The sequence below is a fragment of the Blautia massiliensis (ex Liu et al. 2021) genome (assembly GCF_052064225.1).
Classification (GTDB): domain Bacteria; phylum Bacillota; class Clostridia; order Lachnospirales; family Lachnospiraceae; genus Blautia_A; species Blautia_A fusiformis.
This window is the reverse complement of sequence record NZ_JBQHWA010000030.1, coordinates 13,846-38,933: the sequence shown is the minus strand read 5'-3', so window position 1 is coordinate 38,933 and position 25,088 is coordinate 13,846. Positions and strand designations below refer to the sequence as shown.

Annotated in this window: 37 protein-coding genes and 1 pseudogene; 30 read left to right on the top strand and 8 right to left on the bottom strand. The window is 42.5% G+C overall.

The window, feature by feature from the left end; translation table 11 throughout:
• Positions 1-324 precede the first annotated feature (324 nt).
• The 3 genes and pseudogenes from ACTNDQ_RS12155 to ACTNDQ_RS12145 form a co-directional block, all read left to right on the top strand.
• Positions 325-501, top strand: a complete 177-nt coding sequence (locus tag ACTNDQ_RS12155; RefSeq protein ID WP_243269284.1) for a spore coat associated protein CotJA — start codon at positions 325-327, stop codon at positions 499-501.
• On the top strand, positions 501-779 hold the full coding sequence (locus tag ACTNDQ_RS12150) for a spore coat protein CotJB (protein ID WP_118752986.1): 279 nt from the start codon (positions 501-503) through the stop codon (positions 777-779). The genes ACTNDQ_RS12155 and ACTNDQ_RS12150 overlap by 1 nt, the downstream gene beginning before the upstream one ends.
• A 3-nt stretch (positions 780-782) precedes the next feature.
• A pseudogene (locus ACTNDQ_RS12145) lies at positions 783-986 on the top strand (manganese catalase family protein); the annotation flags it as partial.
• An 11-nt stretch (positions 987-997) separates the two neighbouring features.
• Here the strand turns inward: ACTNDQ_RS12145 and ACTNDQ_RS12140 are convergent.
• The 6 genes from ACTNDQ_RS12140 to ACTNDQ_RS12115 all read right to left on the bottom strand — a co-directional run bounded on the left by ACTNDQ_RS12140 (position 998) and on the right by ACTNDQ_RS12115 (position 6,002).
• Positions 998-2,569 carry a recombinase family protein gene (locus ACTNDQ_RS12140; RefSeq protein WP_441064728.1) on the bottom strand — a complete coding sequence of 524 codons (1,572 nt, stop codon included), beginning with the start codon at positions 2,567-2,569 and terminating at the stop codon, positions 998-1,000.
• 167 nt (positions 2,570-2,736) lie between these two features.
• Positions 2,737-4,182, bottom strand: a complete 1,446-nt coding sequence (locus ACTNDQ_RS12135; protein ID WP_441064727.1) for a DUF4041 domain-containing protein — start codon at positions 4,180-4,182, stop codon at positions 2,737-2,739.
• 240 nt (positions 4,183-4,422) lie between these two features.
• A complete protein-coding gene (locus ACTNDQ_RS12130; RefSeq protein ID WP_441064726.1) occupies positions 4,423-4,890 on the bottom strand; it encodes an ImmA/IrrE family metallo-endopeptidase in 468 nt (155 codons plus the stop codon).
• Positions 4,891-4,909: 19 nt separating this feature from the next.
• Positions 4,910-5,209 (bottom strand): DUF2442 domain-containing protein, encoded by a 300-nt coding sequence (locus ACTNDQ_RS12125; protein WP_173739678.1) that lies wholly within the window; start codon positions 5,207-5,209, stop codon positions 4,910-4,912.
• Between the two features lie 13 nt (positions 5,210-5,222).
• Positions 5,223-5,489, bottom strand: coding sequence for a DUF4160 domain-containing protein (locus ACTNDQ_RS12120; RefSeq protein ID WP_118625601.1), 267 nt, complete (start codon positions 5,487-5,489; stop codon positions 5,223-5,225).
• 15 nt (positions 5,490-5,504) lie between these two features.
• Positions 5,505-6,002, bottom strand: a complete 498-nt coding sequence (locus ACTNDQ_RS12115) for a helix-turn-helix domain-containing protein (protein ID WP_441064725.1) — start codon at positions 6,000-6,002, stop codon at positions 5,505-5,507.
• A gap of 166 nt (positions 6,003-6,168) precedes the next feature.
• Here ACTNDQ_RS12115 and ACTNDQ_RS12110 point away from each other — a divergent pair, with 166 nt between their 5' ends.
• On the top strand, positions 6,169-6,381 hold the full coding sequence (locus ACTNDQ_RS12110; protein ID WP_441064724.1) for a helix-turn-helix domain-containing protein: 213 nt from the start codon (positions 6,169-6,171) through the stop codon (positions 6,379-6,381).
• Between the two features lie 88 nt (positions 6,382-6,469).
• On the opposite strand, the gene ACTNDQ_RS12105 is transcribed toward ACTNDQ_RS12110, so the two are convergent.
• A complete protein-coding gene (locus ACTNDQ_RS12105; protein ID WP_441064723.1) occupies positions 6,470-7,297 on the bottom strand; it encodes a hypothetical protein in 828 nt (275 codons plus the stop codon).
• A gap of 130 nt (positions 7,298-7,427) precedes the next feature.
• Here ACTNDQ_RS12105 and ACTNDQ_RS12100 point away from each other — a divergent pair, with 130 nt between their 5' ends.
• Together ACTNDQ_RS12100 and ACTNDQ_RS12095 are read left to right on the top strand one after the other, a co-directional pair.
• On the top strand, positions 7,428-7,607 hold the full coding sequence (locus ACTNDQ_RS12100) for a hypothetical protein (RefSeq protein ID WP_173739684.1): 180 nt from the start codon (positions 7,428-7,430) through the stop codon (positions 7,605-7,607).
• 30 nt (positions 7,608-7,637) lie between these two features.
• Entirely contained in the window at positions 7,638-7,841 is a 204-nt protein-coding gene (locus ACTNDQ_RS12095; protein ID WP_441064722.1) for a hypothetical protein, read from the top strand.
• A gap of 3 nt (positions 7,842-7,844) precedes the next feature.
• Here ACTNDQ_RS12095 and ACTNDQ_RS12090 read toward each other — a convergent pair whose 3' ends face one another.
• On the bottom strand, positions 7,845-8,003 hold the full coding sequence (locus ACTNDQ_RS12090) for a hypothetical protein (protein WP_441064721.1): 159 nt from the start codon (positions 8,001-8,003) through the stop codon (positions 7,845-7,847).
• A gap of 163 nt (positions 8,004-8,166) precedes the next feature.
• Here ACTNDQ_RS12090 and ACTNDQ_RS12085 point away from each other — a divergent pair, with 163 nt between their 5' ends.
• From ACTNDQ_RS12085 to ACTNDQ_RS11970, 24 genes are all read left to right on the top strand, one after another.
• Entirely contained in the window at positions 8,167-8,322 is a 156-nt protein-coding gene (locus tag ACTNDQ_RS12085) for a hypothetical protein (RefSeq protein WP_173739689.1), read from the top strand.
• Positions 8,323-8,381: 59 nt separating this feature from the next.
• Positions 8,382-8,543 (top strand): hypothetical protein, encoded by a 162-nt coding sequence (locus ACTNDQ_RS12080; protein WP_288245697.1) that lies wholly within the window; start codon positions 8,382-8,384, stop codon positions 8,541-8,543.
• 184 nt (positions 8,544-8,727) lie between these two features.
• On the top strand, positions 8,728-9,480 hold the full coding sequence (locus ACTNDQ_RS12075; RefSeq protein WP_441064720.1) for a rolling circle replication-associated protein: 753 nt from the start codon (positions 8,728-8,730) through the stop codon (positions 9,478-9,480).
• Between the two features lie 10 nt (positions 9,481-9,490).
• Positions 9,491-9,982 (top strand): hypothetical protein, encoded by a 492-nt coding sequence (locus ACTNDQ_RS12070; RefSeq protein ID WP_441064719.1) that lies wholly within the window; start codon positions 9,491-9,493, stop codon positions 9,980-9,982.
• 14 nt (positions 9,983-9,996) lie between these two features.
• The gene (locus ACTNDQ_RS12065) at positions 9,997-10,176 is read left to right on the top strand and encodes a hypothetical protein (RefSeq protein WP_186582274.1); all 180 of its coding nucleotides are present in this window, start codon (positions 9,997-9,999) and stop codon (positions 10,174-10,176) included.
• A 19-nt stretch (positions 10,177-10,195) separates the two neighbouring features.
• Complete coding sequence (locus ACTNDQ_RS12060) at positions 10,196-10,690, top strand: hypothetical protein (RefSeq protein WP_441064718.1); 495 nt, start codon at positions 10,196-10,198, stop codon at positions 10,688-10,690.
• Positions 10,687-12,759 carry a PcfJ domain-containing protein gene (locus tag ACTNDQ_RS12055; protein WP_441064717.1) on the top strand — a complete coding sequence of 691 codons (2,073 nt, stop codon included), beginning with the start codon at positions 10,687-10,689 and terminating at the stop codon, positions 12,757-12,759. Before ACTNDQ_RS12060 ends, ACTNDQ_RS12055 begins: the two co-directional genes overlap by 4 nt.
• A 10-nt stretch (positions 12,760-12,769) precedes the next feature.
• Complete coding sequence (locus tag ACTNDQ_RS12050; RefSeq protein ID WP_288787431.1) at positions 12,770-14,026, top strand: hypothetical protein; 1,257 nt, start codon at positions 12,770-12,772, stop codon at positions 14,024-14,026.
• Between the two features lie 74 nt (positions 14,027-14,100).
• Entirely contained in the window at positions 14,101-14,496 is a 396-nt protein-coding gene (locus ACTNDQ_RS12045; RefSeq protein ID WP_441064716.1) for a hypothetical protein, read from the top strand.
• A complete protein-coding gene (locus ACTNDQ_RS12040; RefSeq protein ID WP_441064715.1) occupies positions 14,471-14,740 on the top strand; it encodes a hypothetical protein in 270 nt (89 codons plus the stop codon). The genes ACTNDQ_RS12045 and ACTNDQ_RS12040 overlap by 26 nt, the downstream gene beginning before the upstream one ends.
• Positions 14,737-14,961, top strand: a complete 225-nt coding sequence (locus tag ACTNDQ_RS12035; RefSeq protein WP_441064714.1) for a hypothetical protein — start codon at positions 14,737-14,739, stop codon at positions 14,959-14,961. The genes ACTNDQ_RS12040 and ACTNDQ_RS12035 overlap by 4 nt, the downstream gene beginning before the upstream one ends.
• Entirely contained in the window at positions 14,961-15,386 is a 426-nt protein-coding gene (locus ACTNDQ_RS12030) for a hypothetical protein (protein ID WP_441064713.1), read from the top strand. The genes ACTNDQ_RS12035 and ACTNDQ_RS12030 overlap by 1 nt, the downstream gene beginning before the upstream one ends.
• A gap of 235 nt (positions 15,387-15,621) precedes the next feature.
• Positions 15,622-16,038, top strand: a complete 417-nt coding sequence (locus ACTNDQ_RS12025; protein ID WP_441064712.1) for a hypothetical protein — start codon at positions 15,622-15,624, stop codon at positions 16,036-16,038.
• 318 nt (positions 16,039-16,356) lie between these two features.
• A complete protein-coding gene (locus ACTNDQ_RS12020) occupies positions 16,357-17,271 on the top strand; it encodes a DUF6731 family protein (protein ID WP_441064711.1) in 915 nt (304 codons plus the stop codon).
• 10 nt (positions 17,272-17,281) lie between these two features.
• On the top strand, positions 17,282-17,839 hold the full coding sequence (locus ACTNDQ_RS12015; protein WP_441064710.1) for a hypothetical protein: 558 nt from the start codon (positions 17,282-17,284) through the stop codon (positions 17,837-17,839).
• A 205-nt stretch (positions 17,840-18,044) separates the two neighbouring features.
• Positions 18,045-18,818, top strand: coding sequence for a phage terminase small subunit (gene terS / locus ACTNDQ_RS12010; protein WP_349073314.1), 774 nt, complete (start codon positions 18,045-18,047; stop codon positions 18,816-18,818).
• Positions 18,811-20,226 (top strand): PBSX family phage terminase large subunit, encoded by a 1,416-nt coding sequence (locus ACTNDQ_RS12005; RefSeq protein WP_441064709.1) that lies wholly within the window; start codon positions 18,811-18,813, stop codon positions 20,224-20,226. Before terS ends, ACTNDQ_RS12005 begins: the two co-directional genes overlap by 8 nt.
• Positions 20,223-21,638 carry a phage portal protein gene (locus tag ACTNDQ_RS12000; protein WP_441064708.1) on the top strand — a complete coding sequence of 472 codons (1,416 nt, stop codon included), beginning with the start codon at positions 20,223-20,225 and terminating at the stop codon, positions 21,636-21,638. Before ACTNDQ_RS12005 ends, ACTNDQ_RS12000 begins: the two co-directional genes overlap by 4 nt.
• The gene (locus ACTNDQ_RS11995) at positions 21,631-23,223 is read left to right on the top strand and encodes a minor capsid protein (RefSeq protein WP_441064707.1); all 1,593 of its coding nucleotides are present in this window, start codon (positions 21,631-21,633) and stop codon (positions 23,221-23,223) included. Before ACTNDQ_RS12000 ends, ACTNDQ_RS11995 begins: the two co-directional genes overlap by 8 nt.
• Complete coding sequence (locus tag ACTNDQ_RS11990) at positions 23,204-23,461, top strand: hypothetical protein (protein ID WP_270486573.1); 258 nt, start codon at positions 23,204-23,206, stop codon at positions 23,459-23,461. Before ACTNDQ_RS11995 ends, ACTNDQ_RS11990 begins: the two co-directional genes overlap by 20 nt.
• Before the next feature lie 66 nt (positions 23,462-23,527).
• Positions 23,528-23,830 (top strand): DUF4406 domain-containing protein, encoded by a 303-nt coding sequence (locus ACTNDQ_RS11985; RefSeq protein ID WP_441064706.1) that lies wholly within the window; start codon positions 23,528-23,530, stop codon positions 23,828-23,830.
• A gap of 10 nt (positions 23,831-23,840) precedes the next feature.
• On the top strand, positions 23,841-24,104 hold the full coding sequence (locus ACTNDQ_RS11980; RefSeq protein ID WP_173775729.1) for a DUF6275 family protein: 264 nt from the start codon (positions 23,841-23,843) through the stop codon (positions 24,102-24,104).
• Positions 24,105-24,137: 33 nt separating this feature from the next.
• Positions 24,138-24,302 (top strand): hypothetical protein, encoded by a 165-nt coding sequence (locus tag ACTNDQ_RS11975; protein WP_441064705.1) that lies wholly within the window; start codon positions 24,138-24,140, stop codon positions 24,300-24,302.
• 142 nt (positions 24,303-24,444) lie between these two features.
• Positions 24,445-25,077, top strand: coding sequence for a DUF4355 domain-containing protein (locus ACTNDQ_RS11970; RefSeq protein ID WP_412396324.1), 633 nt, complete (start codon positions 24,445-24,447; stop codon positions 25,075-25,077).
• Positions 25,078-25,088: the final 11 nt, after the last annotated feature.

Below are 25,088 nucleotides of genomic sequence, written 5' to 3'. Positions count from 1 at the left end.
TATTTCGTGTATGCAAGAAAAAGTGCCACACCCCTTGTATTTACAGGGATTGTGGCACTTTTTTAACTAATCAACTGTCAAAGATGAGATTATAGCACTGTATATCTGATTTTTAAACAGTAATATTTTCCTGTATATATAGAAAAAAATGGCAGAAAGATAGATATATGTGAAGGAAAGTGAACATTCCTGTTTTCACAAGTTTAAAAAACGGTCATAAAATATAGCGTGATCATGAATGAAAGGATTTCGATTATGGACCGATTTCAGATGAATCGTTCGGGCTGCCGGCCATATCAGTATACCTGTGGGATGAATAGCGGGATGGCAGGCCGGACGGATCGATCATTTTCTGATATGGCAAAACAGGTTCCTGCAATGGCGTATGTGCCATACCAGGAATTTGCGCCTACCTTTGAGCTGAAAAAAGCTCTTCAGGTCGGAACTATTTTCCCTGAGCTTTGCAAGCCGTTCTGCGGCAGGAGAGGAGGAAGTCGATGATGTCCGGAAATTGTACTTCCAAAAAAGAACTGCTGCAGTTTATTGACCAGGTAAGCTTTGCCATTGACGATCTTCTCCTTTTTCTGGATACGCATCCAAAAGAAAAAAGAGCTCTTGAATATTACAGTGAGCTTTCAGCCAGAAGAAATGAGCTCCTGGAAAAATATGCAAAATTTTATGGACCGCTGACCATTGATACCGGAAACGACAGCGATCTTAAGTCATGGCAGTGGATGGAACAGCCGTTTCCATGGGAACAGGAAGGAGGGTGCAGATAAGGTATGTGGAATTATGAAAAAAGACTCCAGTATCCTGTAAATATCAAGACGCCCAACGCAAAGCTGGCACAGTTTATATCCAGCCAGTATGGCGGGCCGGACGGAGAAATAGGAGCTTCCATGCGGTATCTTTCCCAGCGTTTTACCGCACCGAACCGGATGGTCGCGGCAGTGCTCAATGATGTGGGAACAGAAGAACTGGCACATGGATGTTATCATTATATATTTTCCTGGATTTTCGGGAAGATATCAAGCAGGAATGTGATTTTATCTCCTTCCAGGAAAGCGTTTTTCGTATCCTTTGTGTACAGAACTTTATCAATCAGCTCTCTCAGAATCCTGTTTCTGGTAGGGATATCAAGATCCCAGTAATGCGCAAGAAGATCTTCGCAGCGAGGAATAAAGGAAGAACGCTGCTCAAGAAGGAGACGATCACGTTCAAGTTCTTCCTGGAGACGTTCGATAGCAGCAGAGCAAGCTTCCAGAGCAGCAGCAGTTGCCTTTGAACGCTCCAGGAATATTTCTGTACTGTAGATACCTTGTTCAAGGAGATCATACTGCTTCAACTTCTGATCATTCAATTTCTTTATCTCTGCATGTTTTTCTGCAATAAGAATTTCCTTAGAAGAAATCATATCGCTGGTGTCCGATTCGGACACATCTCCATTAAGCTTATAGCCGTCAACAAGCTCACGTAAACCATCCAGCAGAGATTTTTCCACAAGAGATAACTTACTGCTGACTGTAGGACAGGAGGTATAAGGACATAATAAAGTATCTTCCTGTCCGCTTTTCTGGTAAGGGCGGCGTACCATGGCGCGGCCACATTTGCTGCAGTATACGATACCGGCCAGAGGGTTTTTGACTGTATTACGCACACCGACAGGCCGGGGAGGGTTTTTCTTTCGGATATGTTGAGCAGCATTATATAATTCCTCAGATATTATTGCAGGATGTCGCCCCGGACATAATAAATAATCTTTTGCAAGCGGACGGGAGCGGGTGATTACTCCATCTTTAACGGATTTAACCGTTTTTCGGGCGTTCCATCGAACCATACCAATGTACACAGGATTGCTTAACATTTTTGATAGACTGGCAACAGTCCAGGGCTTTTTGTACATAGTTGCAACGCCGGTATCATTTAACTTCCGGACGATCTTGGCCATGCCGATTTGCTCACAGCCATATCCGGCATACCAGGAGAAGATCATTTTAACAACTTCCGCCTGCTCAGGTACCGGTTCAAGAGTCCAACCCTTTTCGCGCTGCAGTTTCACACGCTTGTATCCGTAAGGCGGTTTATTGCCACAATACTTCCCTTCTTTTACAGAAGAGATTCTGCCTGCGTTTAGGCGGCGTTTAATAGTTTTGTATTCACGGCGGCTCATGAACAGACCAAACTCAAAATACTCTTCATCAAACTCATTGTTCGGATCATAGGTCTTTGAAGGAGTGATGATCATAGTGTCAGAATACTGGAAAGCTCTGGAAACAACACCCTGGTCAATGGTATCGCCCCTGGCCAGACGCTCAACCTCGACAACCAGGACACCATCCCACATGCCAGCTTCTACTTCATGGAGAACCTGTTGCATAACAGGCCTTGCAGAGATTGTCTCACCGGATACGATCTCTTTATAGATTGCGCCCACATTATAACCACGCTTTTTAGCAAGATCCAGCAAAATCCGTTCATGACGGGCGAGAGTTTCACCTTCACCCCTGGCTTCAGCTTCCCGATCAGCACGGGACTTACGCAGGTAGATACATACATTTAAAAGTTCCATAATATCACCTCGGTTTAAAATATGTAAAAATGGGTACAAAAATAACGACCACACAAACGTTCTGATTGTGCAGCCGCTCCGAAGATGATACAATATTTTTGCGAATGAGGTATCTCTTCGGAGATCCACCACCGTCCCGGTATTGGCGTACTGGGGCGGTTTTTTATTTATTTTGATTCAGATTCAATTAAAGATAAAGTTTGTCGATATTCTTTTGCAACGGGAACTTTTGTAAAATTTGCAATGTCATTAAAGTTATCATGAACAACCTTTTCAATCTCATCAAGAGATACATGGAAAAATTCTTTTCGAAGATTTACACGGTTGACGCTTTGTTTTTCAAAGTGTTTATGTAAGAGAGTTTCCAATTCCGGTGCATTTTCAGAAAAAATCATAGCATGTACATCAAATTCAAATGGAACCGAAGCACTGCTGAGCTCCTTTATTCTATCCATGGGTTCGAGACGACGTGTCATTCCAATTTTATAAATATCTTCTCCGAATGAACCAATATTTGAAATAACATACACAAATCCGGCTTTTGCATTCGCTTCTCTGTCCAGTACATTTTTCTTATCGTCCTCTAAATCTCGTAATTTATCTTCAAGTTCTTTGATTTTATCAATGTACAATTGTTTTTCAACATCACTGGAAGTTTTTTGCATATATGCCATAAGTTTTTTTACTTCGTTATTAAATTGATTACAGTCCTTATCAATTTTAGCTTTCTGACGTTCAATTTCACGGCGTACCTTTTCTTCCTCTACCATCTGCTCTTTAATAGCTTTTTGCCGTTCTTTTTCTTGCTGTTGCTTTAACTGAAAAGTATATGTTAAATTGAGTTCTTCTAATTTTATCTCAAGTAGCTTAGAATTTAAAACAACGCCATCGATTTCAAAAATCTTATTGAGACTCTCAAAAGATTTTGCTACCTTGGATCGTACAGAATCAATATTTTTGACAGACAAATTTAATAATAAATTTGTACACTCAGCCTGAAAACACCGCAAAATCTGTTTTTTGTTATCATTAGTAGCTTTCCTCGAACTTGAAAATGAAATATCAAAAGCATTGCCGGACTTTATTAATTCTTGTTCTTCATTCTTTAAAATGACAAGCTTACTTTTACAATCTTCCGAGAAAAGTCCATCATATTCAGCAAAATTATAGTGATCTACAAGAACCGCAGCAGTTAACTGGTCAGATTCCTGGGATAAGTTACTTATTTCTTGTTTTAACAGGTCTATTTGTTGAGTGTACTCTGTTTCTTTAAGGGATAACTTATTCCAATTTGCTTTATACTGATTCTCCAAAGAGGATTCTTTTTCGTGATATTCATCATCTAACTGTTCCTGCTTATCGGAAAAATCTTTCTCCAACTCTATTTGCTTATTGGAAAAATCTTCTTCAAGTTTGTTTGTTTTTGCAACTATTTCATCATATGTACCATATGCAGATAGCAATCTTTTGTTATCTTTCGCTTGAATAATAATTAATGCAATACCAACAACAAGTATTATTAGTCCAGCGATAGGTACCATTACAATGAAAAAGAATGCAATGAAGAAAAGTAATGCAATAAACCATGTTTGTAAGTACCATTTCTTTTTCATTAGTGTATTCTCCCTTTAAAATATAATATGCATAAATAATACGACGTTCCTTACAGAAAATCGCTTATTTGCGTTCTTTATTATAGAAAAAAGGTGTTGCCATAATGACAACACCTTTAAGATGATCCAAGCAACAAGATGGGCGGCGTATCCATCATCTCAGGTACTCTTGCGAGTGTGTCGGGAGCCTTTCCGACCTTTACTACTTGGTTATTACTCTATGCCATCATTATGCATTTATTATAAAACATCAATTCTCATCACAGCCAACTGCGGAATAAAATAGATTATATAATTATCCACAGCAACATACTGTCCGTATTTGGAACGGTAGCAGTCGATCACTTCAATGAGATAATCCTCCGGTACATCCAGATGTTCAGCTATCTCATGAAGATTTCGGCAGCGGGCTTCATAGGCTTTGATGATCCCGATCAGGCCAACCCGGAGGTTATAGCCGTAAAGTCTGGCACGGTATTCCTGCTTCTGGTTCATCACATCAGTTGACTGTTCCAGGATATTGCCAGTAGTGGTGTAGTGGTGACCAAGTTCTTCAGCCAGCACACAGGACTTTTCAGCCTGAGTGTCAATACTTTTTCGAATAGCAATGCGATTGCCACGGATCAGACCATCATGTTTTTGAAGTGGACGTTCTTTTACCGTAAGACCGGCCTGATCGGCAGTAGTTAAAAGTTGTTCGTAGGTCAAATAAATCAGTCCTTTTAATTCAAATTACGGATTTTAAAGACGGATACGCATAACTATGCTCGTACATATACTCAGGAGCACAGTCAATATCTTCGTCCATCCAGGTGACAACTCCATCTACGATTTTGCAGTCTTTGAATATTTTTTCATCAGTTAATGGAGCGAAAGCGGGGCCGTTTAATACCGAAGCATCAAAAAGTCTCTGCTCACCAGTTGAAAAAGTGAGAAGCATCATCATATCATCCAATGGTTTTACTGCAATAATCTGTACATTTTCCGGGCGTTCACTAGCGTAAACAATTCCATTTGAAATAAACATAAAGAATTCCTCCTTACTGTAAAGGCTTAATCTTATCAAAGTGTTCGCCTCTGACAGCTTTGTTCCAAGCTGCATAAGCTTCATCTTCGTGCAGAGCAAGCCAACCGACCAGCATTTTAAACTGTTTTTGCGGAAGCGATCCAGCAAGCAGTTCACCGTCAATACCAACAGAAGCTCTGTATTCACCGTAAGTAACATGGACATGCGGCTTATTATGCTGGACAGTGTCATTAAATAACATTTTAATAACCATCCCCTCAAATCTACTTAATTCTGGCATTTGCATTTCCCCTTTCTATTCCCATTGAGAATCATCGTTCATAATATCCAGATCATGCTGAACACCTTCAGGAGTTTGTTCTACATCTGTACGAGTATGAGCAGCGAGAGGTGTGAGATCAACAGTGACAATGTTATCGGGATCTTTACCTATATATTTAGATTGCGGAGCAAAATCACGCAATTCAATAATGTGGTCATATTCTTTCTGAAGAACAGTATCAACCATATCTTTACCGTGAGTGTCGAGTTCACGGTATTTTTTTATATGCTCATATTCTCCAGAACGAAGTTTGTAAGCATGTAAAATTTCACGTTCGTCTTTTAAACCAAGAAGATAATCTATTGATACATCAAATTTTTCTGAAATAAGAATTAAAAAATCTGAAGAGGGTTCCCGAGCTTCGGTTTCATAACCATTATAGGTAGTGTATTTTATTCCAATATATTGGGCAAATTCTTTCTTATTTAATCCAAGATTTTCGCGAATTTCCTTGAGCTTTTCTCCAATCATTAAGAGTACCTCCTTATAGATTCATACTATTACATATTTTACATATTGTCAATTAAATAATTCACAAAATGAAAAATAATTTACAAAATGAGTATTGACAAATTCTCAATATGAGAATATTATATAAACAGAAATTCACAAAACGAGTAACGAGGAGGTGGAAATAATGATGTTTAACAGCATAGAGGCTGAAAGGGCAAGGAATGGAATGTCTAAAGAAGAACTTGCAACTCAAATTGGAATTTCTGTAAAGACCTATTATAACTGGCTGAACGGAGTGAATCCTATTCCCAGTACGGCATTAATAAAGATGTCAGACATTTTTGGCGTAACAATTGATTACTTACTGAATAGAGACGAACAGAGAAAGGCGGTTTAAATGGAAGAAACGGAAAAAGAAATTGTTTACCTGCGTAATCAGATAAACATGCTTAAGATCTGTCTGGTAATTACGCAGGTAAGTGCAATTATTGTATTGGTTTCTTTGCTGTATCAATATTCTCGACTGTCTCGTGATTATCAAGAGCTTCTTCAAACTTGCCAAGGGTTTCTTGACACTGTGAAAGCTGTTTACTTTGCTCTTCGACAGATTGCTTCAACTCATTGATTGCTTCAATTTCACTTGAAGAAGAAATGTCTGCATTATGTAGGAGTTGCTGCAATAATTCGTTTTGAGATTGCAAAAGCTGAAGCTCGATCACTTCAGTTTCAGAAGGCTTAGATTGCAGATACAAAGGAATGATTATACCGGAAATGATAGCGATAATGAGACTAATGATAGCGCAAAAATCAGATGTTGAGATCTTACGCTTATGCTCATTAATAGGAACTGCAACAGTACAAGGTATGTCGTACGCCGTACTTACTGCATTATCAATAACAATAAAATCATCATTATCTTTTTCGGAGATACCACCTAAGTCTTTCGGAAAATCATATGTATGTGAAAGTGATGTAAAAATTAGTTCCGGTGTTATGGCGTTGAGAGTTGAGGATAATTCATTAAAAGCAGGATTTCTTTTTAAAGAATCAGAAAAGCTTTTGTGTATGCTGTCAGAAAGGGACTTTGCCAATTGTTGTGATAAACAAGAACCTATAGTTTTGGCAATAGAATCTGAATAAGCGGTTTTGAAATTTTCACACAAATTTCGATACGGCTCCATGATTTTAGCTACACTTTGAGTAGTAGCAAAAGCAGTAGAAGAAGTTACGGCTTTATGAAATTGTGATGTACAAAGCAAACTATCAGACATGATTTTAGTCATACGTTTGAGAGAATCATTGTAATCCGACATAAAATACCTCTTTTCATTATATTATGAAAGAATTTTAGCATTTTATGAAAGATATTACAACAGTATTACAGGAAAGAAGGCTTGTAGGATAACCATTGAGGCCCGCAAGGCCGGATAGGAGGTGAGAGAGGTGATAGTGATTATGGCATCCGTAATTGTATCAGCAATCACAGCCAAAATAGTAGCCACCTACTATTTCAAGAAAGTAGATGGCTATGTAAAAGAAATGTGTGAAATGACAATTAAAAGCAATGAAAATACGTTGGTTACTTTACGCAGACTTCAAAAAAATTCTTCCCAAGAGGAGTGAAAAAACAGCATAGGAGGTGAGAGGAAAAGAATGGCAAAAGGGAAATATGAAAAAGTTGGAAAAAAAGCAATTAAAGCTGGAGCATTAGAATATTCGTCCACAGATGATCTGGCAATTCTTTCGCTGAAAGTTTTAGATACGATAGACAAAAATTCTAAAAAACTTTCAGCAAAAGATGCCATGCTTGTTCTTAGAGATGCCGCAGATATATATCTGCAATTTCAGAACATTTAAATGCTAAATTTCCCGAAATCTGGCTTTAGGTGTTTGGGTTTTCAAGTATTTGAGTATTTCTTTGTAATTCTTTTTATACTCTTCAACCAGAATATCTGCCGGAAGCTGCTTACCAGCCATTCGTGCAACAGCCAGATCATGGGCAATCTGTTCATTTGTCATGTATGTATCTCCTTTCTATATATACTCGGGTGTGCCAGCACCCTGTATATACAGAATAGGAGCGCACCGTCGAAACTGCAAGAAAAAGCGTTCGACAAAGTAGTAAAAATTCTATAAACACAACAAATACAATCTTCATACGATAAAACAGGAGGTGAACCAGATGGCAGTTATCAAAGAAATCAAAAACGGATCCGGAGGAGTAATCCGGATCCACGACGACTACTGCAAGAACAACACTCCGGAAGACAACCAGAAGATCATAGATAACGTATCCCGGATAGTGAATGATTATTACATAAGAAAATCAGTGGGGTAGAAGGAACTTGCAGAGCTCCGCCCTCTGGTGGATGAGGAACATAAGAAAAGAGGCAAAAAATGAAACGAGATGCGATCATATCCCTGTGTATAGCCCTCCCGGTGGCAAATCTGCCGTTCTGGCAGTGGAGAAGCCCGGCAGAGATGCTCCTGATGGCAGGGTTGTTCTGGCAGGTGGCGTTTGTGGCCGTGGTCGGGACGGGGTATAAGAAACGAAGATAAAAAATGCCAGCACATAGCAGTGTGCTGGCAAAGGGAAAAATCCCAGATGTAAACGTTCAATAACATCATAGCATCTGGGAGGAGAACAGTCAAGCGGCACGGGTGAAAAGCCCGTATTTATTTTTGGGGTATAAGTCCCCTTACAGGCTTGATAAGGAGTATTAGAGATAGGACCAGGTGAGATATGAGATGTGCGTATGTAAGGCACTTATGGGACTGTGGGGAATCCCTGGAGATAGAAGAGAAACACACAGGACGTTATGGAGCCAGAGGACAGAAGAGAGAGAAGAGGAAGAAAGCTTCTCCGGAGGATATCAAAAGGCAGAACAAGTGGAAGCGAGAGCGGGACCTGAGAAGACTGATCAAGTGGAACTTTGGAAAGTATGATTACTGGATGACGATCACATACCGAAAAGGGGACCGCCCCGCATGGGAACAGATGAAGAAGGATGTAACGGATCTGATCAAAAAGGTAAGGAAAAGATACCGGAAGCTAGGAAAAGAACTGAAATACATATACCGCCTGCAGATTGGAAAACGGGGAGGGCCCCATGTCCATATCCTGGTGAACCGGATCCAAACAGAGAACACAGGTACAGACATGATTTTTACGGAACTGTGGACAAAGGGACACATCAACATCCGTTCTGTCAATGACACCGGGGGCTTTGCGGATCTGGCAGAATACATTGCCAAGCCGTTGGAAGAATGGGAGCCGGAAGGTGTAAAGAGATATCATCCTTCCAGGAACCTGATCCGTAAAGAACCAAAACAGAAGGTGATTAACCGCAGGAGCCTGGTGGACAAGTATGGACACATGATTTATCCCAAAGCTCCAAAAGGGTATTACATAGATCCGGAATCCGTACATATGGGTATCAATCCGGTTACAGGGTTCCCATACCGGCATTATACATACATAAAGCTGCAGATCTGAGGTGAGAAGAGTGTGGAAAGTAGACATATATCTGGAAACAGACAGCAAAGTACAAAAGAATATGGACAGAAGGTGTGGGTATGTCCTTGAGACGATTTGCGCCGGCGCAATCCGGACCGTAGAAGGGTTCAGACGTATATCCGGGACTTACCACAGTGCAAACCTTCAGAACCTTGCGGCTGCACTATCCAGGATCACGAAAACAAGCAGGATTTGTGTACATACGGAGGATGCTTATGTAGCAGCGCATATTAGAAAGCTTTCAGAGATGGCAGAAACGGACTGGAAAGATTCCAAAGGTAGTTTAATCCGAAATGCGGATCTCTGGAAAAAAATCTGGGAGCTGGCAGAAAAACACCGACTGGATATAACCGCAAACACTGATAAACACAGTTACTCTGGCTGGCTGCAGGAACAGATGGCGGCTGGAAGATGCGAAAAAGAAGTGGAGAAACAAACTGGGCGAAAAGTAATGTGTCAGATGTCAGGATACCATTATTGAACAGGGAGGAAGAAGTGAAACAAAGTAAATGCGAGGAAATAGATGAACAGCTTGAGACATTAGAAACTTATGTCTGCGATAGCCTGTGCTGTCACAGGCAGGAGAAATTGTCACAGGAAGAAATGGACTGGTACTGCTATCACTGTAAATTGCAGGAATATGCAGATCAGGTTCGTAAAGCCTGTATAAAGTGAACGAAAGGAGAAGATGTAAATGTTCGAAAGATTTGGAGAGATGAGCAGCTGCAGGGAGATCAACGAGCTTGCAGAGAACCTGCTGAATGAAGGAGATATCCAGAGCCTGAAAGTGATGGCGCAGGAGAATGGCATCCCGGAAGACTATGTTGAGATGTATCAGTCCGGCGATATCCCGTATCTTTGTGACGCTGTGACGGCCGCCATGGGGAAACTGGATGTGGAATGCGGATCTCTGAAACTGGCCGGTCTGATGAATGACTGGGTGGAGTATATCCGGGGGCTCTGTATGGAGGATGAGATGGTCGCACACCAGGTCCGCAAGAAAGGAAAGAGCCTGAAGCAGTGCATCGCAGAGATCTTGAAGTATGCCTTTAAGAACCAGGTACCTGTGGACAAGGAGATCATAAAGGCTGCAGGAGTCAACGCCGGAAGAGTAACTTTCGGAGATCCGGACATGGGTACCGCAAAAAAACTGATCCGTGATTACTATCTGGGAGGCAGCAGGAAATGAAGAAAAAGGAGATAGAAAAGATCCCATTCCGGGGCGGTGTCAGGGCAGACAAACAGTATCGTAACACAGCAGTTGCATTTTTCCAGGATCTCCGTGGAGAGAGCCATCTGTTTGTTGAAGTTTACGAAAACAAAAAACGGGAGCTGCAGACCCCGTGGATCCGGATGGTGTTTACCCAGAAGGACTGGGGCTTGTATTATCCGGATGCAGGCGTCTGGTCGGCAGCAGGGCTGGATGAAGAAAGGGAAAAGATCGGCAGTAACTGCAAAAAAAGAGACAACAAGTGCTATATGGCTAGGTCCCAGGGAGATATGGTGTGGAAGTTTGCCGGAGGTACGTGGGAACGGAAATATACCACCTGGGTAGGTGCCCTGCAGAGCCTGATCCACAACATCAAAGCGCAAAGAGTCCAGAAAAGGGAAGACAAACGTGCGGACAGGCTTAAAGAACGGGAACAGAACACCCCGCCGCTTCCAAATGGGTTGGAGGACTGGGCGAAAAAAACAGGCATCGGAACAGAACACTTCCTGTACTACAAGCGTCATGGAAGATATGCGGATATAGCCTGCTCTGCATGCGGACAGGTGACAGAGGCAGCGGTCAGAAGCGCAGATACCTACGAGGGGCAGTTTGAAAAGATAATCCCAGTCCCACAACATGGTTCGGTAGGAATGTGCCCTCATTGTGGTGCTACAGGCGTGTATAAAGCCCAGGGAAAGACCAAAGGAGTATGGGGGCATGGGATGAACTGCTTTATTGCACAGAGATATAAGGATGATGGAGCAGTGATCAGATATGTGGAGATAGAAAAAACATACAGACTGGATACTTTCCTGGATGAAAAAGAGATCATGACAGGCGCAGGCGAAAAGATGATCATAACTGAGATCGCAAGGACTTACCTGGAAAAAGGAAAAAGGCCACAGACAGATTATCATAAATTTAGTTCTTACTCCGGAGAATTCTGGGATGACTGCAATTTGTGCGGAATGAACAACATTTCGATCAAAGCAGCAAAGATATATCCGGAAAGCTACAAAGAACTCCGGACCACATTCCTGAGATATTCGGCAGCAGAGATGTATGGAAAACATAAGACCATGTACAACCTGAAAGAATACCTCGAAAGATATATCCAATGGCCGCAGATAGAGATGTTTGTGAAAATGGGATTACATCATATAGCGGAATCCATAGTAGAGGGCTACTGCGGGATCATAGCAGACAAGGATGCCATAAAGCCGGAATGTTTTCTTGGAATCTATAAAAGAAGGCTCAGGGACCTGAAGACCTTACAGGGAAACCCTGACTATCTGAAAGTGTGGCAGATGGAGAAACGGATGGGACTTCACGTGACAGTACAGGAAAGCATATTCCTTGCGGAAAGCCAGGTACGGCAGAACGATCTGGAAGAAATATTGAAATATACCACAGTAGCAAAATTCATGCACAGGATAGAGCAGTATTCCGGGTGTGAGATCCCTGATACTATGCAGGAACCCATGTGTGGAAGGGCAGCAGGTGTTGTAAGCGGCGTAACCCGCACTTATGTGGATTATCTGCATATGCGGATACAGAGGGGGTATGACCTGCATAACCAGATTTTCCTTTTTCCGAGAGACCTGAGGCTTGCCCATGACCAGATGGTCATTGAGACAAATGCGGAAGAAATCCGCAAGAGAGAACAGGCAGTTAGCGAAAAATATCCGGACATCCGAAAGAACTACAGGGGTCTGAGGAATCAATATTTTTACGAAGACGAGGATTATCTGATACGGCCGGCAAGATCAGCAGAAGAGATCGTTGCAGAAGGAAGGATCCTCCATCATTGCGTCGGCGGGGACAGCTATCTGAATAAGCATAACACCGGCCGGAGCACGATCCTTTTCCTGCGTTCAAAGTCAGCGCCGGAAACACCGTATATCACAATAGAGATCTGCGGGACAAAGATCCTGCAGTGGTATGGGATCCGGGATACAAAGCCAGATGAAATCAGGATAGAAAGGCATCTGAGAAGATACATAAAAGCATTAAAGGAAAAAGATCAGATAAAGTCAGTGACCGCATAAGGAGGAAAGCATGGAATATGTACAGCTGAGCATGGATGAATACATCCAGAGTAAAAATGACATCAAAAATAATCTTGGGGGTATCGTAAAGAGTTTTGTCCGGATCGGATGGCAGCTGACGAGGATCGACCGGTCAGGTGCTTATAAAAATGACGGATACAGCAGCATAGCCGAATTTGCGGCCGCAGAATATGGGATGACCAGGACAGGTGTCAGCCGTTTTATGAACGTGTACGAAACATATTCTGCAGATGGGGATACACCGGAACTGAAAGAACAGTACCGGGAATTTAAGTTCTCGCAGCTGACCGAACTCCTGCAGGTACAGGAAGCAGACCGGCAGATGTTCATGCCGGAAGTGAAAAGGGAGGATATCAGAGAATTCCAGAGGTTTGAAAAAGAAAATGAAGCAGATCCGGCCCGGCTGCTTGACTGGAAGGATGCAAAAAGCCCGGAAGAAAAGCTGAAAGCAACGATACAGGAGTTTTGCAGGGAGAATAAAGATATCCTCAACGCAGTGTACAGCTCAATTATGGAACCAAAAGACCTGGCAGAGATGATCAGCCCGTCCGGCAGCAGGAGTTACCGGAAAGGCACTGTGTATCTGATGTTTTACGAGGAAACAAAAGGGATTATGGTCAAGGTGTTCGGAGAGACGCCGGTGGATATCACGTATCGATATTTCCTTGATGTTGTGCACAGTTTGTTCGATGAGTACGATGCAGGGACCCATACCTGGGAAAAATGCTTCGGGGTACTGCCGGACGAGGGGACAACAGCCCAGAAACAGGAAGAACCTGTGGAACCGAAAATGCCAGAGAATAGCGGTGAAATCACTGGGAAGGTACATGATGATATTTCAGCCGAGAAGGTGATTGAAAAACCAGAGATTGCGCCGGCGCAACAGGAAGAACAGATCCCTGGACAGGACAGTATCGATCAGCATCCGGAATATATGCCGGAACCGGTGCAAGAACCAGATATCCCGAAGAAACCAGAAGATTCTGTACCGGGGATCCATAAAGAAGAACAGAAGTCCGACCCAGTACCGGAAAATAATGAAACTATTCCGGAAGCTATTCCGGAAAAAGCAATAACCCGGAAAGAATATCTTGAAACGCTCACATTATACGGCTGGGCGGATTACGTGGCAGCAGCAATGCGGACCTTTGGAAGCATACCATTCTCCAGGTTACGAGAGATCAGCTTCTGGGAAGAATGGCTGTGTGGAAAAGTGGACAAAAAAGGACGTCCATGGATTGAGTAAAGGGTGTTTTTGAAAATCCAAATATATCACAACTACATAAGGGGAGGCCCTGACCTCCCCGGAAAGGGGCAGAAATGTTATTTCCAAAACAGAAAAGTAAGAAAAAGAGAATGCGCCATCCGGCCAGCATCCTTCACGATAAAAACAGCAGGACCTGTTATCTCTGTGTAACACTCCATGACAACTGGAATGAACACAGGATCCTGGACGAGCACCATATATTCGGAGGGCCGAACCGGAAGAACTCCGAGGAATATGGCCTGAAAGTATACTTGTGTCATGACCATCACATCTACGGTCCGGAAGCAGTGCACAACAACGCCCGGATCCGACACGAATTACAGCGGACAGCACAGAGACTATTTGAAAAGCAGCACAGTCACAAAGAATTTATGGAGATATTCGGCCGGAACTATCTGGATCCGGTAGAGATAGGGGAAAACAGTGAGAAAGAGAATGAACCTGTATAAGGTGGTAGATCAGAATGGAAAGCAAGTATTTGAAGACCTGCTGATAGCCAGACAGGTCACAGAAAAGACTGGCTGCACAAAGAACAACGTAGCCCAGGCAGCAGCCAATTTTGCTCTTGTGAACAAGAAATACCGGATCATTCCGGAGGATATCAAACTGAGTAAGACTTTAGACGTTGAGCTCCTGGCAGAATGGGACAGGTACCGGAAGTGGATGCTGAGGGTAGCAGGGAGGGGAGAATGAATAGGAGGCAGAAAAAGAAACTGTTTAACAGAAAATGTGGATACCGGCTTGTAAAGCTCCCACGCAACTTCCAGACGTGGGTATTCCAATATTACACCGGTATCGGAGCAGTAACATACAAACGCATTTGCACAGAGAAAACCCCAGACAGAGTGAAATATCGGATAAACACCAGAAACGTAGAGAATTTCAACCGGATCATGGCAGAAAGGAGAAAATGATGGGAAACACATGTAAAACCTGTATCAATAACGATGATGGTCTTTGTGATCGCAGAGGAATCCTTGTAGAAGACGAAGATTCCTGCGAGCATCACTGGGCAGCAGGAAAGAAGGTCAGAATGAAACGACATGAGAAGAAGATGGACATCACACCAGAACTGATGCTGTCAGCGTATAACACACTGATCCAGGGGTGTAAAAGTCAGCCGGCCAGTGAAGATGGAACCTGCAGCAGCTGCATCCTGTATCAGCACTGCCCTGGTGCATCAGATCTTCTTCCGGAAAACTGGAAAGAGATACACTATCCATACCTGGAAGGAAACACACTGCATTACATAAAAGCCGGTAAGGTCAAGCAGATTGTATTTGCCAGACGGGAAGATGCAGAGGAAAGGCTTGCGGAAATGAAAGAAGGTGTGAAATGAGTTATAAGAACAACGAAGGATATCCAGATCCGACAGCTGGAAAGGCAGTCCGGTCAGCTGGCAGGATGCCGACACACATTTATAACGCCTTTTGTGTCCTGAATAATACGGCAGGTCTGCTGGGATTAGAGATTACAGGCATACGGGATCGAAAAACAGGAAAAGAATGGAAGAAATAGAGAAAGCCGGGAGCATACACGTTCCCGGCTAAAAGCATCGAAAGGGGAGGATACCAGTGGGCGAGATCAAGATCACCAGGAAGCTCCTGGACAATTATAGAAAGTTAAAGAGGGAAATACCGGTCCTCAGCATGGAACTGGCTGAAATGAAACAAGGGGAGGCCGGTCTTGGAAACAGTACGATATTTGACTACACCACCGGCTTTGCGCGGCCACAGAGTGTAGTCGGATTCGACCAGGCACGATATGACCGGAGAAAACGCACGTACGATCATAAAATGGCACAGGCGGCAGCAGTGGAACGATGGATCCAGAGCATTGAAGATGGCCAGACAAGATATGTGTTTAAGGCATTCTATCAGCAGGGAATGACATGGGAGAAGATAGCAGAAAAGACAGGATATTCCCAGAGTCCTGACTATCCGAGACTTTACATCAGGGATACATATTTGAAAAAATGTGAGATTAAGTAAAAAATATCGTTTATATCGGAAATATCGTTATACAATACAATAGAAGCCAAAGGCGCAGAGACGACGAGGCTCATTCTCGCAACAAGCTGCCAGAGCCAGCCTACACCCTGGCGGCGATAATCCCTTAAATATAATTTACAGAAAGAACTTCGTAGAAATTACGGGGTTCTTTTTGTGTAAATTTCCAATATGGACACATAGGAACAGATGTTCTATAATATAAACACCTTATAAGATATGATTCAGAAATATTGTTTGTTGAAAAATGTCAAATGATGGAGTATGATTTAAGCAAATTATATTTTATGGGGGAAACGTATGGAATACAAAAGAACAATACAATTTCGTTATTTCAGAGTGCTTTGCAAAGAAAAAGGTAACGATAATAAATGGGGACCTTTAAAAATTTATGATTTAGTTAAATGGATTGCAAAGATAGATGCAGATCAAAAGTTAAAGAAATCTATTAAATTTGGTAATACACTTGCACGAATAGAGTGTTTTAGTCATTCAGAAGATGATGATTTTTGGGGAATACATTTGATAAAATTGCGAGATACGAATATTCCTACGAAGGTTAAGGAAAATGAAGCATCAGAACCTGTAGAACTTGAAGATGATGAATATCTGGGAGAGGATATTACTTTATTATATGAAAAATGTAGTAGTATATTAATGGTTCAGATGAATAGATTTTCATTAGGGATAACAAAATTAACGGAATTTATAAATTATACAAATGACAATGAGCGTATAGAAATTTATATAAAACCAATTGCAGAAACAGATAAGTTGAGTAAACTGAAAAATCGAAATTATAAAAGTATAGATATTACATTTGCAAATTTGGACAAATGGAAAGCTTCGGATAATCGTAGTTCTTTGGCAAGTATTATAAATCCAATAAAGGCAACCGGAGGACTTGTGGGATCTGTAAAGATTGGTTTGGGATATTCAAGAAAATCTGTGTTGTATAGAAATGAATCAAAAGAAATGGTTGAGAGTATTTTGGAAAACAAAGATTTTATAAAGAGTGCAAAAGTTAAAGTAAGTGACGATGATGAAAAAGGCACAGAGATTATTGATTTGTTTGAAGAAATATATCATGATTATATACCATTTACTTTACAAAGTAAAAAATCATTAGAGTATCGAGATGCATTTGCAGCTATGAGATATTATTACAAAAAACGCAGAGATGTATTATATAAGGCTATTAAATATAATAATTAGAGAGGAGGCAATGAAAGAAACTATGAAATATTATTGTGAAAGAATGTATCCATATGTAGTTTCTTTTGCAATTACCTGTCTGTTTATTGTTGGAAAAATTGATATTATTCATAATAAGGATATGAATAGTGCACTAGATGGAGTTAATACATTTGCGGCATTAATAATTGGATTTTTAGGAGCGATGTTGCCAGTTGTGTTGGGAATGAAAAATGAATCCAAAATTGTTAAATATGTTTTTGAAAAAGATGTAAAGAAATTGTTTTTAAAATATATTAAATCTACTATAAAGGTTGGATTAATACTTGTATGTGTGACAATTGGTTTGTATTTTAGAGACTCATTTTCAAGCAAGACAATTTCTAAGGTAATTTATTTATGGGTTTTTCTTTTAGGAGTATTTGTATTATGCACATATAGGTGTTTATCGAATATGTTAAATTTGATTTTTTCAAGAGACTCTGACTTAGAAAATGCTTTAATGATGGGGAATTCTTCTATAAAAACAAAAGAAGAAAATAATTTGGAAGAAAAATATAGTTTGAAAAATTTTGACAACAAATCATAGGATATTAAGCAACGCAGAAAGGCACCCTTCGGGGTGCTTTTCTAATACAATTTTTCATACAGCATACATACCTTACGCATGGATTCACTGTATGTAAGTGTTAGCGCACCTCTTTTCAGCGTGGCGGCAATCGGCTGTCACTATGGTGCCGGCAGGACTGTAATTTACAAATATCAAAAACGAAACGAATGAGAGGTGGTGAGGATTGCCAAGAGCACCAGATCAGAGAGTAGAAGAGGCCAGAAAGCTATATGCTTCTGGAGCGAAATTAATTGAAGTTTCTCAGAAGCTCGGAATCCCGGTAGGGACAATCCGAAGCTGGAAAAATAGATACAAATGGGATAATGCAACGTTGCAAAAGAATAAACGCAACGTTGCGAAAAAGAAGGGCGGACAGCCCGGAAATAAAAATGCGGAGGGGCATGGAGGAACCGGTCCGCCGGGAAATAAGAATGCAGTCAGGACAGGAGAGTTTGAAACTCTCTTTTTTGATACCCTGGAACCAGAAGAAAGAACATTGGCAGAGATGATCAGGCCGGACAAAGAACAGCTGCTTCTCAGAGAAATCCAGCTTCTTGCAGTCAGGGAACGCCGGATGCTGAAAAGAATCCAGTCTCTCCGTGAACTGGAAGCTCAGACAGGATCAGAAGAAGATTCGGTACCATGCGGAATGTCTGTAACAGAATATACTTCCGGTATCGAAAAAGGAAAACTAACAGAACTTCGAAAGTATGAAGGCATCCTTGGCCAGATTCAGGCTATAGAGGATGCTCTGACCAGAGTGCAGGCACGGCAGCAGAAAGCAATCGAGATGCTGCATAAGTTTGGTTATGATGATGCAAAACTGGAACTTGCAACCATGCAGCTTGAATTCGAGATGCTGAAGCAGGATAACCAGGCAGAAGATACCACAGATGATAGCTTCCTGGAAGCTATGAATGCAACAGCACAGAATGTCTGGGGTGATGAGGATGTATGAAAAACTTAAAACCCTGAAAGATAAGCTGCAGAAAATGAAATCCAACAGAGCCAACAGGCAGACAGGTCAGACGTTTCATTTTTCTCCGTTCTCAAGAAAACAGAAACAGGTCCTGACCTGGTGGTGCAAAGAATCTCCAGTTCACGATATGGACGGAGTTATTGCCGATGGAGCAATCCGATCAGGAAAAACAATCAGCATGTCTTTATCATTCGTTATGTGGGCCATGAGTACATTCACTGGCCAGAACTTTGCCATGTGCGGAAAGACCATAGGATCCTTCCGGAGAAATGTTCTGTTCTGGTTGAAACTGATGCTTCGATCAAGAGGATATTCCATCACGGATCACAGGGCAGACAACCTTCTAACCATCCGAAAAGACGGAAAAGAAAACTACTTCTACATATTCGGCGGCAAGGATGAAAGATCTCAGGATCTGATCCAGGGAATCACGCTGGCAGGAGTGTTCTTTGACGAAGTTGCCCTGATGCCGGAATCCTTTGTGAACCAGGCAACAGGCCGATGCTCTGTGAAAGGTTCAAAATTCTGGTTTAACTGTAATCCGGATGGCCCGTATCACTGGTTCAAACAGAACTGGATAGATAAATCCATCGGATATCTGGGAAAAGAAGAAACAGAGCGTATCAGGCAGCAGGCGGCCGCGGAGGGGAAAGATCCCGGTCTGAAAGATATTCTGTATCTCCACTTCACTATGGACGATAACTTGTCCCTGGATGAAGAGATCAAAGCCAGATACAGGAGTATGTACGTTGGAGTATTCTTTAAACGTTACATTATGGGACTGTGGGCGGCAGCAGAGGGAATCATCTACGACATGTTCGACGAGAACAAACATGTTCAGGATATCAAAGATTTCTATCAGCTACTGGTCAACGGGAACAGGTATGTTTCCTGTGACTATGGTACACAGAACGCCACAGTATTTCTGCTTTGGAATAAAGGAACCAACGGGAAATGGTACTGCATCCGGGAGTATTACTATTCCGGAAGAGACAAAGGTAAACAGAAAACAGATTCAGAATATGCAGACGACCTGAAAGAGTGGCTGGATGGAACTAAGATCAAGGCGATCATCGTAGATCCATCGGCCGCTTCTTTTATTGCAGAACTCCGGAAACGGGGATATAAGGTCCTGAAGGCCAATAATGACGTTCTGGATGGAATCCGGCTGGTTGGAATGCTGCTGAACCTGCAGAAGATCGTCTTTGCTTCTTCCTGCAAAGAAACAATAAAAGAGTTTGCTTCTTACATCTGGGATGAGAAAGCCCTGGAAAGAGGAGAAGACAAACCGGTGAAACAATTCGATCATTGTTGTGACGCTGTGAGGTACCTATGCAGCACCATAATCGGAAGAAAAGCAGCACGTTTCCGAGAGATAAGGAGGTGAGAAAAATATACACATTTACAATACCGAGAGAAGGCTTTGACGAGTTAAACCCAGACAAACAGATACTCCGCCAGCTGATCAGCAAACACATCAGTAAGGTGGACCGGCTGAAGAAGAATATGTCCTACTATGAAGGAAAGCACAAGATCCTGGATGAGACCAAACGGGAAAACCGCCTGGTGTGCAATCATGCAAAAGACATCTCGGATACAGCCAGCAGCTATTTTATCGGCAATCCAGTGACTTATAAATCTGAGAGAGACATCAAGCCTCTTACAGATGCACTGGAGCTGGCCGGAGCAGATGAGACAGACGGAGACAACGGTCTGGAGGCATCCATCTACGGCCTGGCTTACGAATATGTCTATGTGAAGGAAAACGAGAACAACCTGCAGACCAAGAACCTGTCCGCAGAGAATACCTTCATGGTAAAAGACGACAGCATAGAGGAAAACGAACTCTTTGCTGTCTATTATTATATCCGGAAAGATGATTCCGGGAAGCTTCCGGACCACTATATGGCCACAGTAGTGACCACAAACTATAAGTACGAGCTGGACATTGAGAACAGCAATACGATCCAGGCAACCACAGAGCCGGCGGTGCCCCATTATCTTGGTGAGATCCCGATCATTGAATACCTGAACAATAAACTGGCCATCGGAGATTTTGAACTGCAGATCCCACTGATCGATGCATACAATGCGCTGATGAGCGATCGTGTGACCGATAAGGAGCAGTTTATTGATGCGATCCTGGCCATCTATGGAACATTGCTGACCGATGAGGACGAACCGAACACTGAGGATGAAGACGAGAGCATCCGAAAGGCCAAAGCCCGTCTTAAAAAGTATAAGGTTCTTGAGATGCCGGACACAGCCAAAGCAGAATATCTGACTAGGACTTTTGATGAAAGCGGTGTGGAGATCCTTAAGAAAGCCATTGAGCAGGATATCCATAAGTTTTCCCACATTCCCTGTATGTCAGATGAAAGCTTCGGAGGGAACGTCAGTGGTGTGGCTATGGAATTTAAGCTCCTGGGCATGGAAAATATCACAAAGATCAAGACCAGATATTATAAAAAAGGTCTGAGAAAAAGAGTTCGGATATTCTGTAACTATCTGGCTTTGCACGGAACCAGCATCGATCCATCCGGAATCACGATGACATTCACCAGAGCACTGCCGAAAAATCTCCTGGAGATATCCCAGATTGTGGCAAATCTGTGGGGAAAAGTAAGCCGGAAGACCTTGCTTTCACAGGTTCCGTTTGTGGAGGATGTGGACGAGGAATTGAAAGCCTTGGAAACAGAGGAAGAAGAGAATCTGAAGCGGCAGCAGGAAGTGTTTGGCATGCAGGATAACACACCACCAGAACAGAATCCGGATGATAAGGAAAAGGTAAATGAGTAGGAAATACTGGGAACAGAGATCTGCCTGGGATATGTATCAGTTTATGGAGGATGCAGAAGAGACAGCAGATCTCATTGCCAGAGTATACCGGAAAGCCTCTCTCCAGCTGGAATATGCCGCAAGAGATATCTTCGAGAAGTTCATGACAAAGTATGGTCTGTCAGAAACAGAAGCCTGGCAGATTATAAATTCCATCCAGGATAAAAACTCCATTGATCAGCTGAAACAGGAACTCCAGAACAGGAAAAGGGACAGTGAGATCCTGAAACAGTTGGAAGCTCCGGCGTACCGTGCAAGACTGGAACGCTTGCAGGATCTTATGACACAGGTAGATGCAGTGATGCAGCAGGTGTATCAGCAGGAGAAACAGTTCGATACCAAACTTCTGGAGCAGCTTGGAGAAAAAGCGTATTATCATTCCATCTACAATATGCAGAAAGAAACTGGCCTGGCATTCAGTTTTTCTCATGTAAGCAGGAAGCAGATCGACCAGGCTCTGCAGATGAAATGGTCCGGAAAACATTTTTCAGACCGTATCTGGCAGAACACACAGCAGCTTGCAGATTCCTTGAAGGATGAATTGCTGATCAGTCTCCTTACCGGCCGGACAGACCGGGAAACAGCGGAATCCATCCAGGCCCAGTGCGGAGGGGGAGCAAAGCAGGCCAGGCGATTGGTAAGAACAGAATCCTGTTACATGGCAGGAGAATTGACTGCACAGAGTTATATTGACTGCGGGATCAAGAATTATCGCTATGTGGCAGTGCTGGATCTTCGTACCAGTGAGATCTGTCGGGAACTGGATGGAAAGGTTTTTCCAGTGAAAGACCGGAAAGCCGGAGTGAACTATCCGCCTATGCATCCATATTGCCGCTCTACAACGATTTCTGTCATAGATGATAAAATCCTCAGGAACATGAAAAGAAGCGCCTACAACCCGGAAACAGGGCGTACAGAGATGGTTCCTGCGGATATGACTTATGAACAGTGGTATGAGAAATACGTCAAAGGAAATCCAAAAGCAGAAGCCCAGGAAAAGGCAGTCAAGAACGCTGCATCAGACAGGAAACAGTATGATCAGTACCGGGAACTCCTTGGAAAAGACATGCCGAAACATTTTGCAGACTTCCAGGAAATGAAGTATAATGATCCTGAGAAGTGGGAATTGCTCAGGACTTATGCTCATTCGGTGAAGAACGGAATGATATCTCCACTATCCGGTTTTAAGAATTATCAGAAGATCTATGATGAAATCAATGAAAAAGTTGTTGGAGTCAAAACTTCTGAGGGAACCGAAGTAACCAGACAGAGCAAACACTTCATGGAGAGAGTGATCGGAACCATGACAGATCCTAAAACTGGACGACCACGATCGGGAGTATCGGTGGAAGGAATAAAGGATGCGCTGGAGAAACCGGCGAAGGTATTTCCTGTGAGAACGGATCCTGGTGGAGAAAAAAGTCAGAAATATATGGGCAGAAACGGAACAGTTTCAGTAGATCCAGATACGGGAGTTCTGATTCAATGTAATCCAACAGATTCAGATTATGTGAGGAGAATAAGAAATGGAAATGCGAAGATTTGAACTGACGAATGAACAAATTGAATTTCTTAAAGAAATGTATCCTGACAATGAACTTGTTCAGAGAGTACTGAGTCATGAAAACAATGGAGTATTTGAAGTAGATGTGGATACCAAAATTGATTTTATGGAGTACATGGAAGATGAGTCGGTATATTGGATGAATCCACATCATGAGCCATCAGCAAAAACATATATGCTCGAATCAATAAGGGATGATATTTATTATCAGACCAACTGATACCACCAGTCAGAAATGGCCGGTGGTCTTTTTATACCCATTTTTAAGAAAGAGAGGGCGAAGAACATGAAGAAATTATTTATCAGTCAGCCAATGAATGGCAAAGAAGACGAGGAGATTCTTGCAGAGCGAAAGGTGGCAATCAAAGCAGCAGAAGAGTTGTTGAGAGAACCTGTAGAGGTTATTGATTCTTTCTTCCGGTCAGCACCGGTAGGAGCAAAACCACTGTGGTTTCTTGGAAAGTCCCTGGAGCTTTTATCTGATGCTGATATCGCCTATTTTGCAAAAGACTGGCAGAAAGCAAGAGGATGCAAGATCGAACATGAATGTGCGGTTGAGTATGGAATTCCGAGGATTGACCATGCGTAGGAGGTAAGGAATGGAAAACGAAGAATTTTTAAGGCTTTGTAAAGCAAAAGTAGCTGAATATACAAATTCACACATGGATAAGACCGATGGAAAACAGATCACAGTACAGGATGTGTACGTGGTATGGAGTTGTAAGACATTACAGAACAGTAAAGCACTTCTGAGCACGACTGTGCCGGATGGAATGTATTATGAGCTGACATATAACGGAGATAAGCACGAGTTATACCTTGATGCTTATAAGAAGTTTCAGAACATGTGCTTTAAACTGTAATTGCGCCGGCGCAACGGAGGGGAGGTGAAGAGAATGAAAGTGAAATGTATCAAACGATACAGTGACATCTACTTAAAAGAAATCGTTGAGAAGGGAACTGTTCTGGAAGTAACAGAAAACAGAGGGGCACATCTGATCAGCGAGGGTGTTGCTGAGGCAGTGAGAGAAGCAAAGGCAGCAGCCAAAGGGAAGGAATAGGTGATCCAATTATCTCCCGATGAGACGCAGGGTGAAGCGTCTTATTTTTTATGACTTTTTCCGCCAGGCGTTAAAGAAACGGATTCCACAAACTGAATGGCCCGGGCGTGAGAACGAATAGGCTGGGCAGAAAGGAAAAGATATGAGAAACAGAGTATTCAAAGCAATGTGTAAAGTTCCGATGAACCTGCAGTTATTCGCAGAAGGCGGAGACGGTGCTGGGGCCGGTGAGGGCAATGGCGGCGGATCTGGCGAAGGTACAGGCGGCGAAGGAGATAATCCTCCATCTTTTGATGACTTCCTGAAAACAGGCAGTAATCAGGCAGAATTTGACAGACGTGTCCAGAAGGCAGTCAATACGGCAGTGACAAACGCACAGGAGAAGTGGCAGGCACTGACGGATGATAAGCTTTCCGAGGCTGAGAAGCTGGCCAAGATGACCAAGGAAGAAAAAGCACAGTACATGCAGAAGAAAAAAGAAAAGGAACTTTCCGACAGAGAGGCAGCAGTAACCAGAAGTGAGCTCATGGCAGAAGCAAAGAACAACCTGTCAGACGAAGGACTTCCGGTGGAGCTTGCAGAAGTACTGAATTATACAGATGCAGATGCCTGCAAGAAATCCATGGAAACCGTCAAAAAAGCGTTCCAGACTGCAGTTGAGAAAGCAGTCGATGAGAAGCTGAAGGGCGGCAAGCCTCCGAAAAAAGCACCAGAAACAAACACACAGGAAGCCCTTGAAAAGCAGGTATACAATGCGATGATGGGGATTTTTTAAAGGAGAGTGAA

Coding starts and splice junctions, on each gene's coding strand:
- ACTNDQ_RS11970 (WP_412396324.1), top strand. CDS start 24,445: ATGAGAAACAGAGTATTCAAAGCAATGTGTAAAGTTCCGATGAACCTG.
- ACTNDQ_RS12075 (WP_441064720.1), top strand. CDS start 8,728: ATGAGATGTGCGTATGTAAGGCACTTATGGGACTGTGGGGAATCCCTG.
- ACTNDQ_RS12155 (WP_243269284.1), top strand. CDS start 325: ATGGCAGGCCGGACGGATCGATCATTTTCTGATATGGCAAAACAGGTT.
- ACTNDQ_RS12135 (WP_441064727.1), bottom strand. CDS start 4,182: ATGAAAAAGAAATGGTACTTACAAACATGGTTTATTGCATTACTTTTC.
- ACTNDQ_RS12055 (WP_441064717.1), top strand. CDS start 10,687: ATGAAGAAAAAGGAGATAGAAAAGATCCCATTCCGGGGCGGTGTCAGG.
- ACTNDQ_RS12140 (WP_441064728.1), bottom strand. CDS start 2,569: ATGGAACTTTTAAATGTATGTATCTACCTGCGTAAGTCCCGTGCTGAT.
- ACTNDQ_RS12090 (WP_441064721.1), bottom strand. CDS start 8,003: ATGACAAATGAACAGATTGCCCATGATCTGGCTGTTGCACGAATGGCT.
- ACTNDQ_RS11980 (WP_173775729.1), top strand. CDS start 23,841: ATGGAAAACGAAGAATTTTTAAGGCTTTGTAAAGCAAAAGTAGCTGAA.
- ACTNDQ_RS12110 (WP_441064724.1), top strand. CDS start 6,169: ATGATGTTTAACAGCATAGAGGCTGAAAGGGCAAGGAATGGAATGTCT.
- ACTNDQ_RS12080 (WP_288245697.1), top strand. CDS start 8,382: ATGAAACGAGATGCGATCATATCCCTGTGTATAGCCCTCCCGGTGGCA.
- ACTNDQ_RS12085 (WP_173739689.1), top strand. CDS start 8,167: ATGGCAGTTATCAAAGAAATCAAAAACGGATCCGGAGGAGTAATCCGG.
- ACTNDQ_RS12125 (WP_173739678.1), bottom strand. CDS start 5,209: ATGTTTATTTCAAATGGAATTGTTTACGCTAGTGAACGCCCGGAAAAT.
- ACTNDQ_RS12115 (WP_441064725.1), bottom strand. CDS start 6,002: ATGATTGGAGAAAAGCTCAAGGAAATTCGCGAAAATCTTGGATTAAAT.
- ACTNDQ_RS11975 (WP_441064705.1), top strand. CDS start 24,138: ATGAAAGTGAAATGTATCAAACGATACAGTGACATCTACTTAAAAGAA.
- ACTNDQ_RS12035 (WP_441064714.1), top strand. CDS start 14,737: ATGAATAGGAGGCAGAAAAAGAAACTGTTTAACAGAAAATGTGGATAC.
- ACTNDQ_RS11990 (WP_270486573.1), top strand. CDS start 23,204: ATGGAAATGCGAAGATTTGAACTGACGAATGAACAAATTGAATTTCTT.
- ACTNDQ_RS11995 (WP_441064707.1), top strand. CDS start 21,631: ATGAGTAGGAAATACTGGGAACAGAGATCTGCCTGGGATATGTATCAG.
- ACTNDQ_RS12060 (WP_441064718.1), top strand. CDS start 10,196: ATGTTCGAAAGATTTGGAGAGATGAGCAGCTGCAGGGAGATCAACGAG.
- ACTNDQ_RS12105 (WP_441064723.1), bottom strand. CDS start 7,297: ATGTCGGATTACAATGATTCTCTCAAACGTATGACTAAAATCATGTCT.
- ACTNDQ_RS12015 (WP_441064710.1), top strand. CDS start 17,282: ATGAAAGAAACTATGAAATATTATTGTGAAAGAATGTATCCATATGTA.
- ACTNDQ_RS12120 (WP_118625601.1), bottom strand. CDS start 5,489: ATGCCAGAATTAAGTAGATTTGAGGGGATGGTTATTAAAATGTTATTT.
- ACTNDQ_RS12005 (WP_441064709.1), top strand. CDS start 18,811: ATGTATGAAAAACTTAAAACCCTGAAAGATAAGCTGCAGAAAATGAAA.
- ACTNDQ_RS11985 (WP_441064706.1), top strand. CDS start 23,528: ATGAAGAAATTATTTATCAGTCAGCCAATGAATGGCAAAGAAGACGAG.
- ACTNDQ_RS12150 (WP_118752986.1), top strand. CDS start 501: ATGTCCGGAAATTGTACTTCCAAAAAAGAACTGCTGCAGTTTATTGAC.
- ACTNDQ_RS12045 (WP_441064716.1), top strand. CDS start 14,101: ATGTTATTTCCAAAACAGAAAAGTAAGAAAAAGAGAATGCGCCATCCG.
- ACTNDQ_RS12030 (WP_441064713.1), top strand. CDS start 14,961: ATGGGAAACACATGTAAAACCTGTATCAATAACGATGATGGTCTTTGT.
- ACTNDQ_RS12050 (WP_288787431.1), top strand. CDS start 12,770: ATGGAATATGTACAGCTGAGCATGGATGAATACATCCAGAGTAAAAAT.
- ACTNDQ_RS12020 (WP_441064711.1), top strand. CDS start 16,357: ATGGAATACAAAAGAACAATACAATTTCGTTATTTCAGAGTGCTTTGC.
- ACTNDQ_RS12095 (WP_441064722.1), top strand. CDS start 7,638: ATGGCAAAAGGGAAATATGAAAAAGTTGGAAAAAAAGCAATTAAAGCT.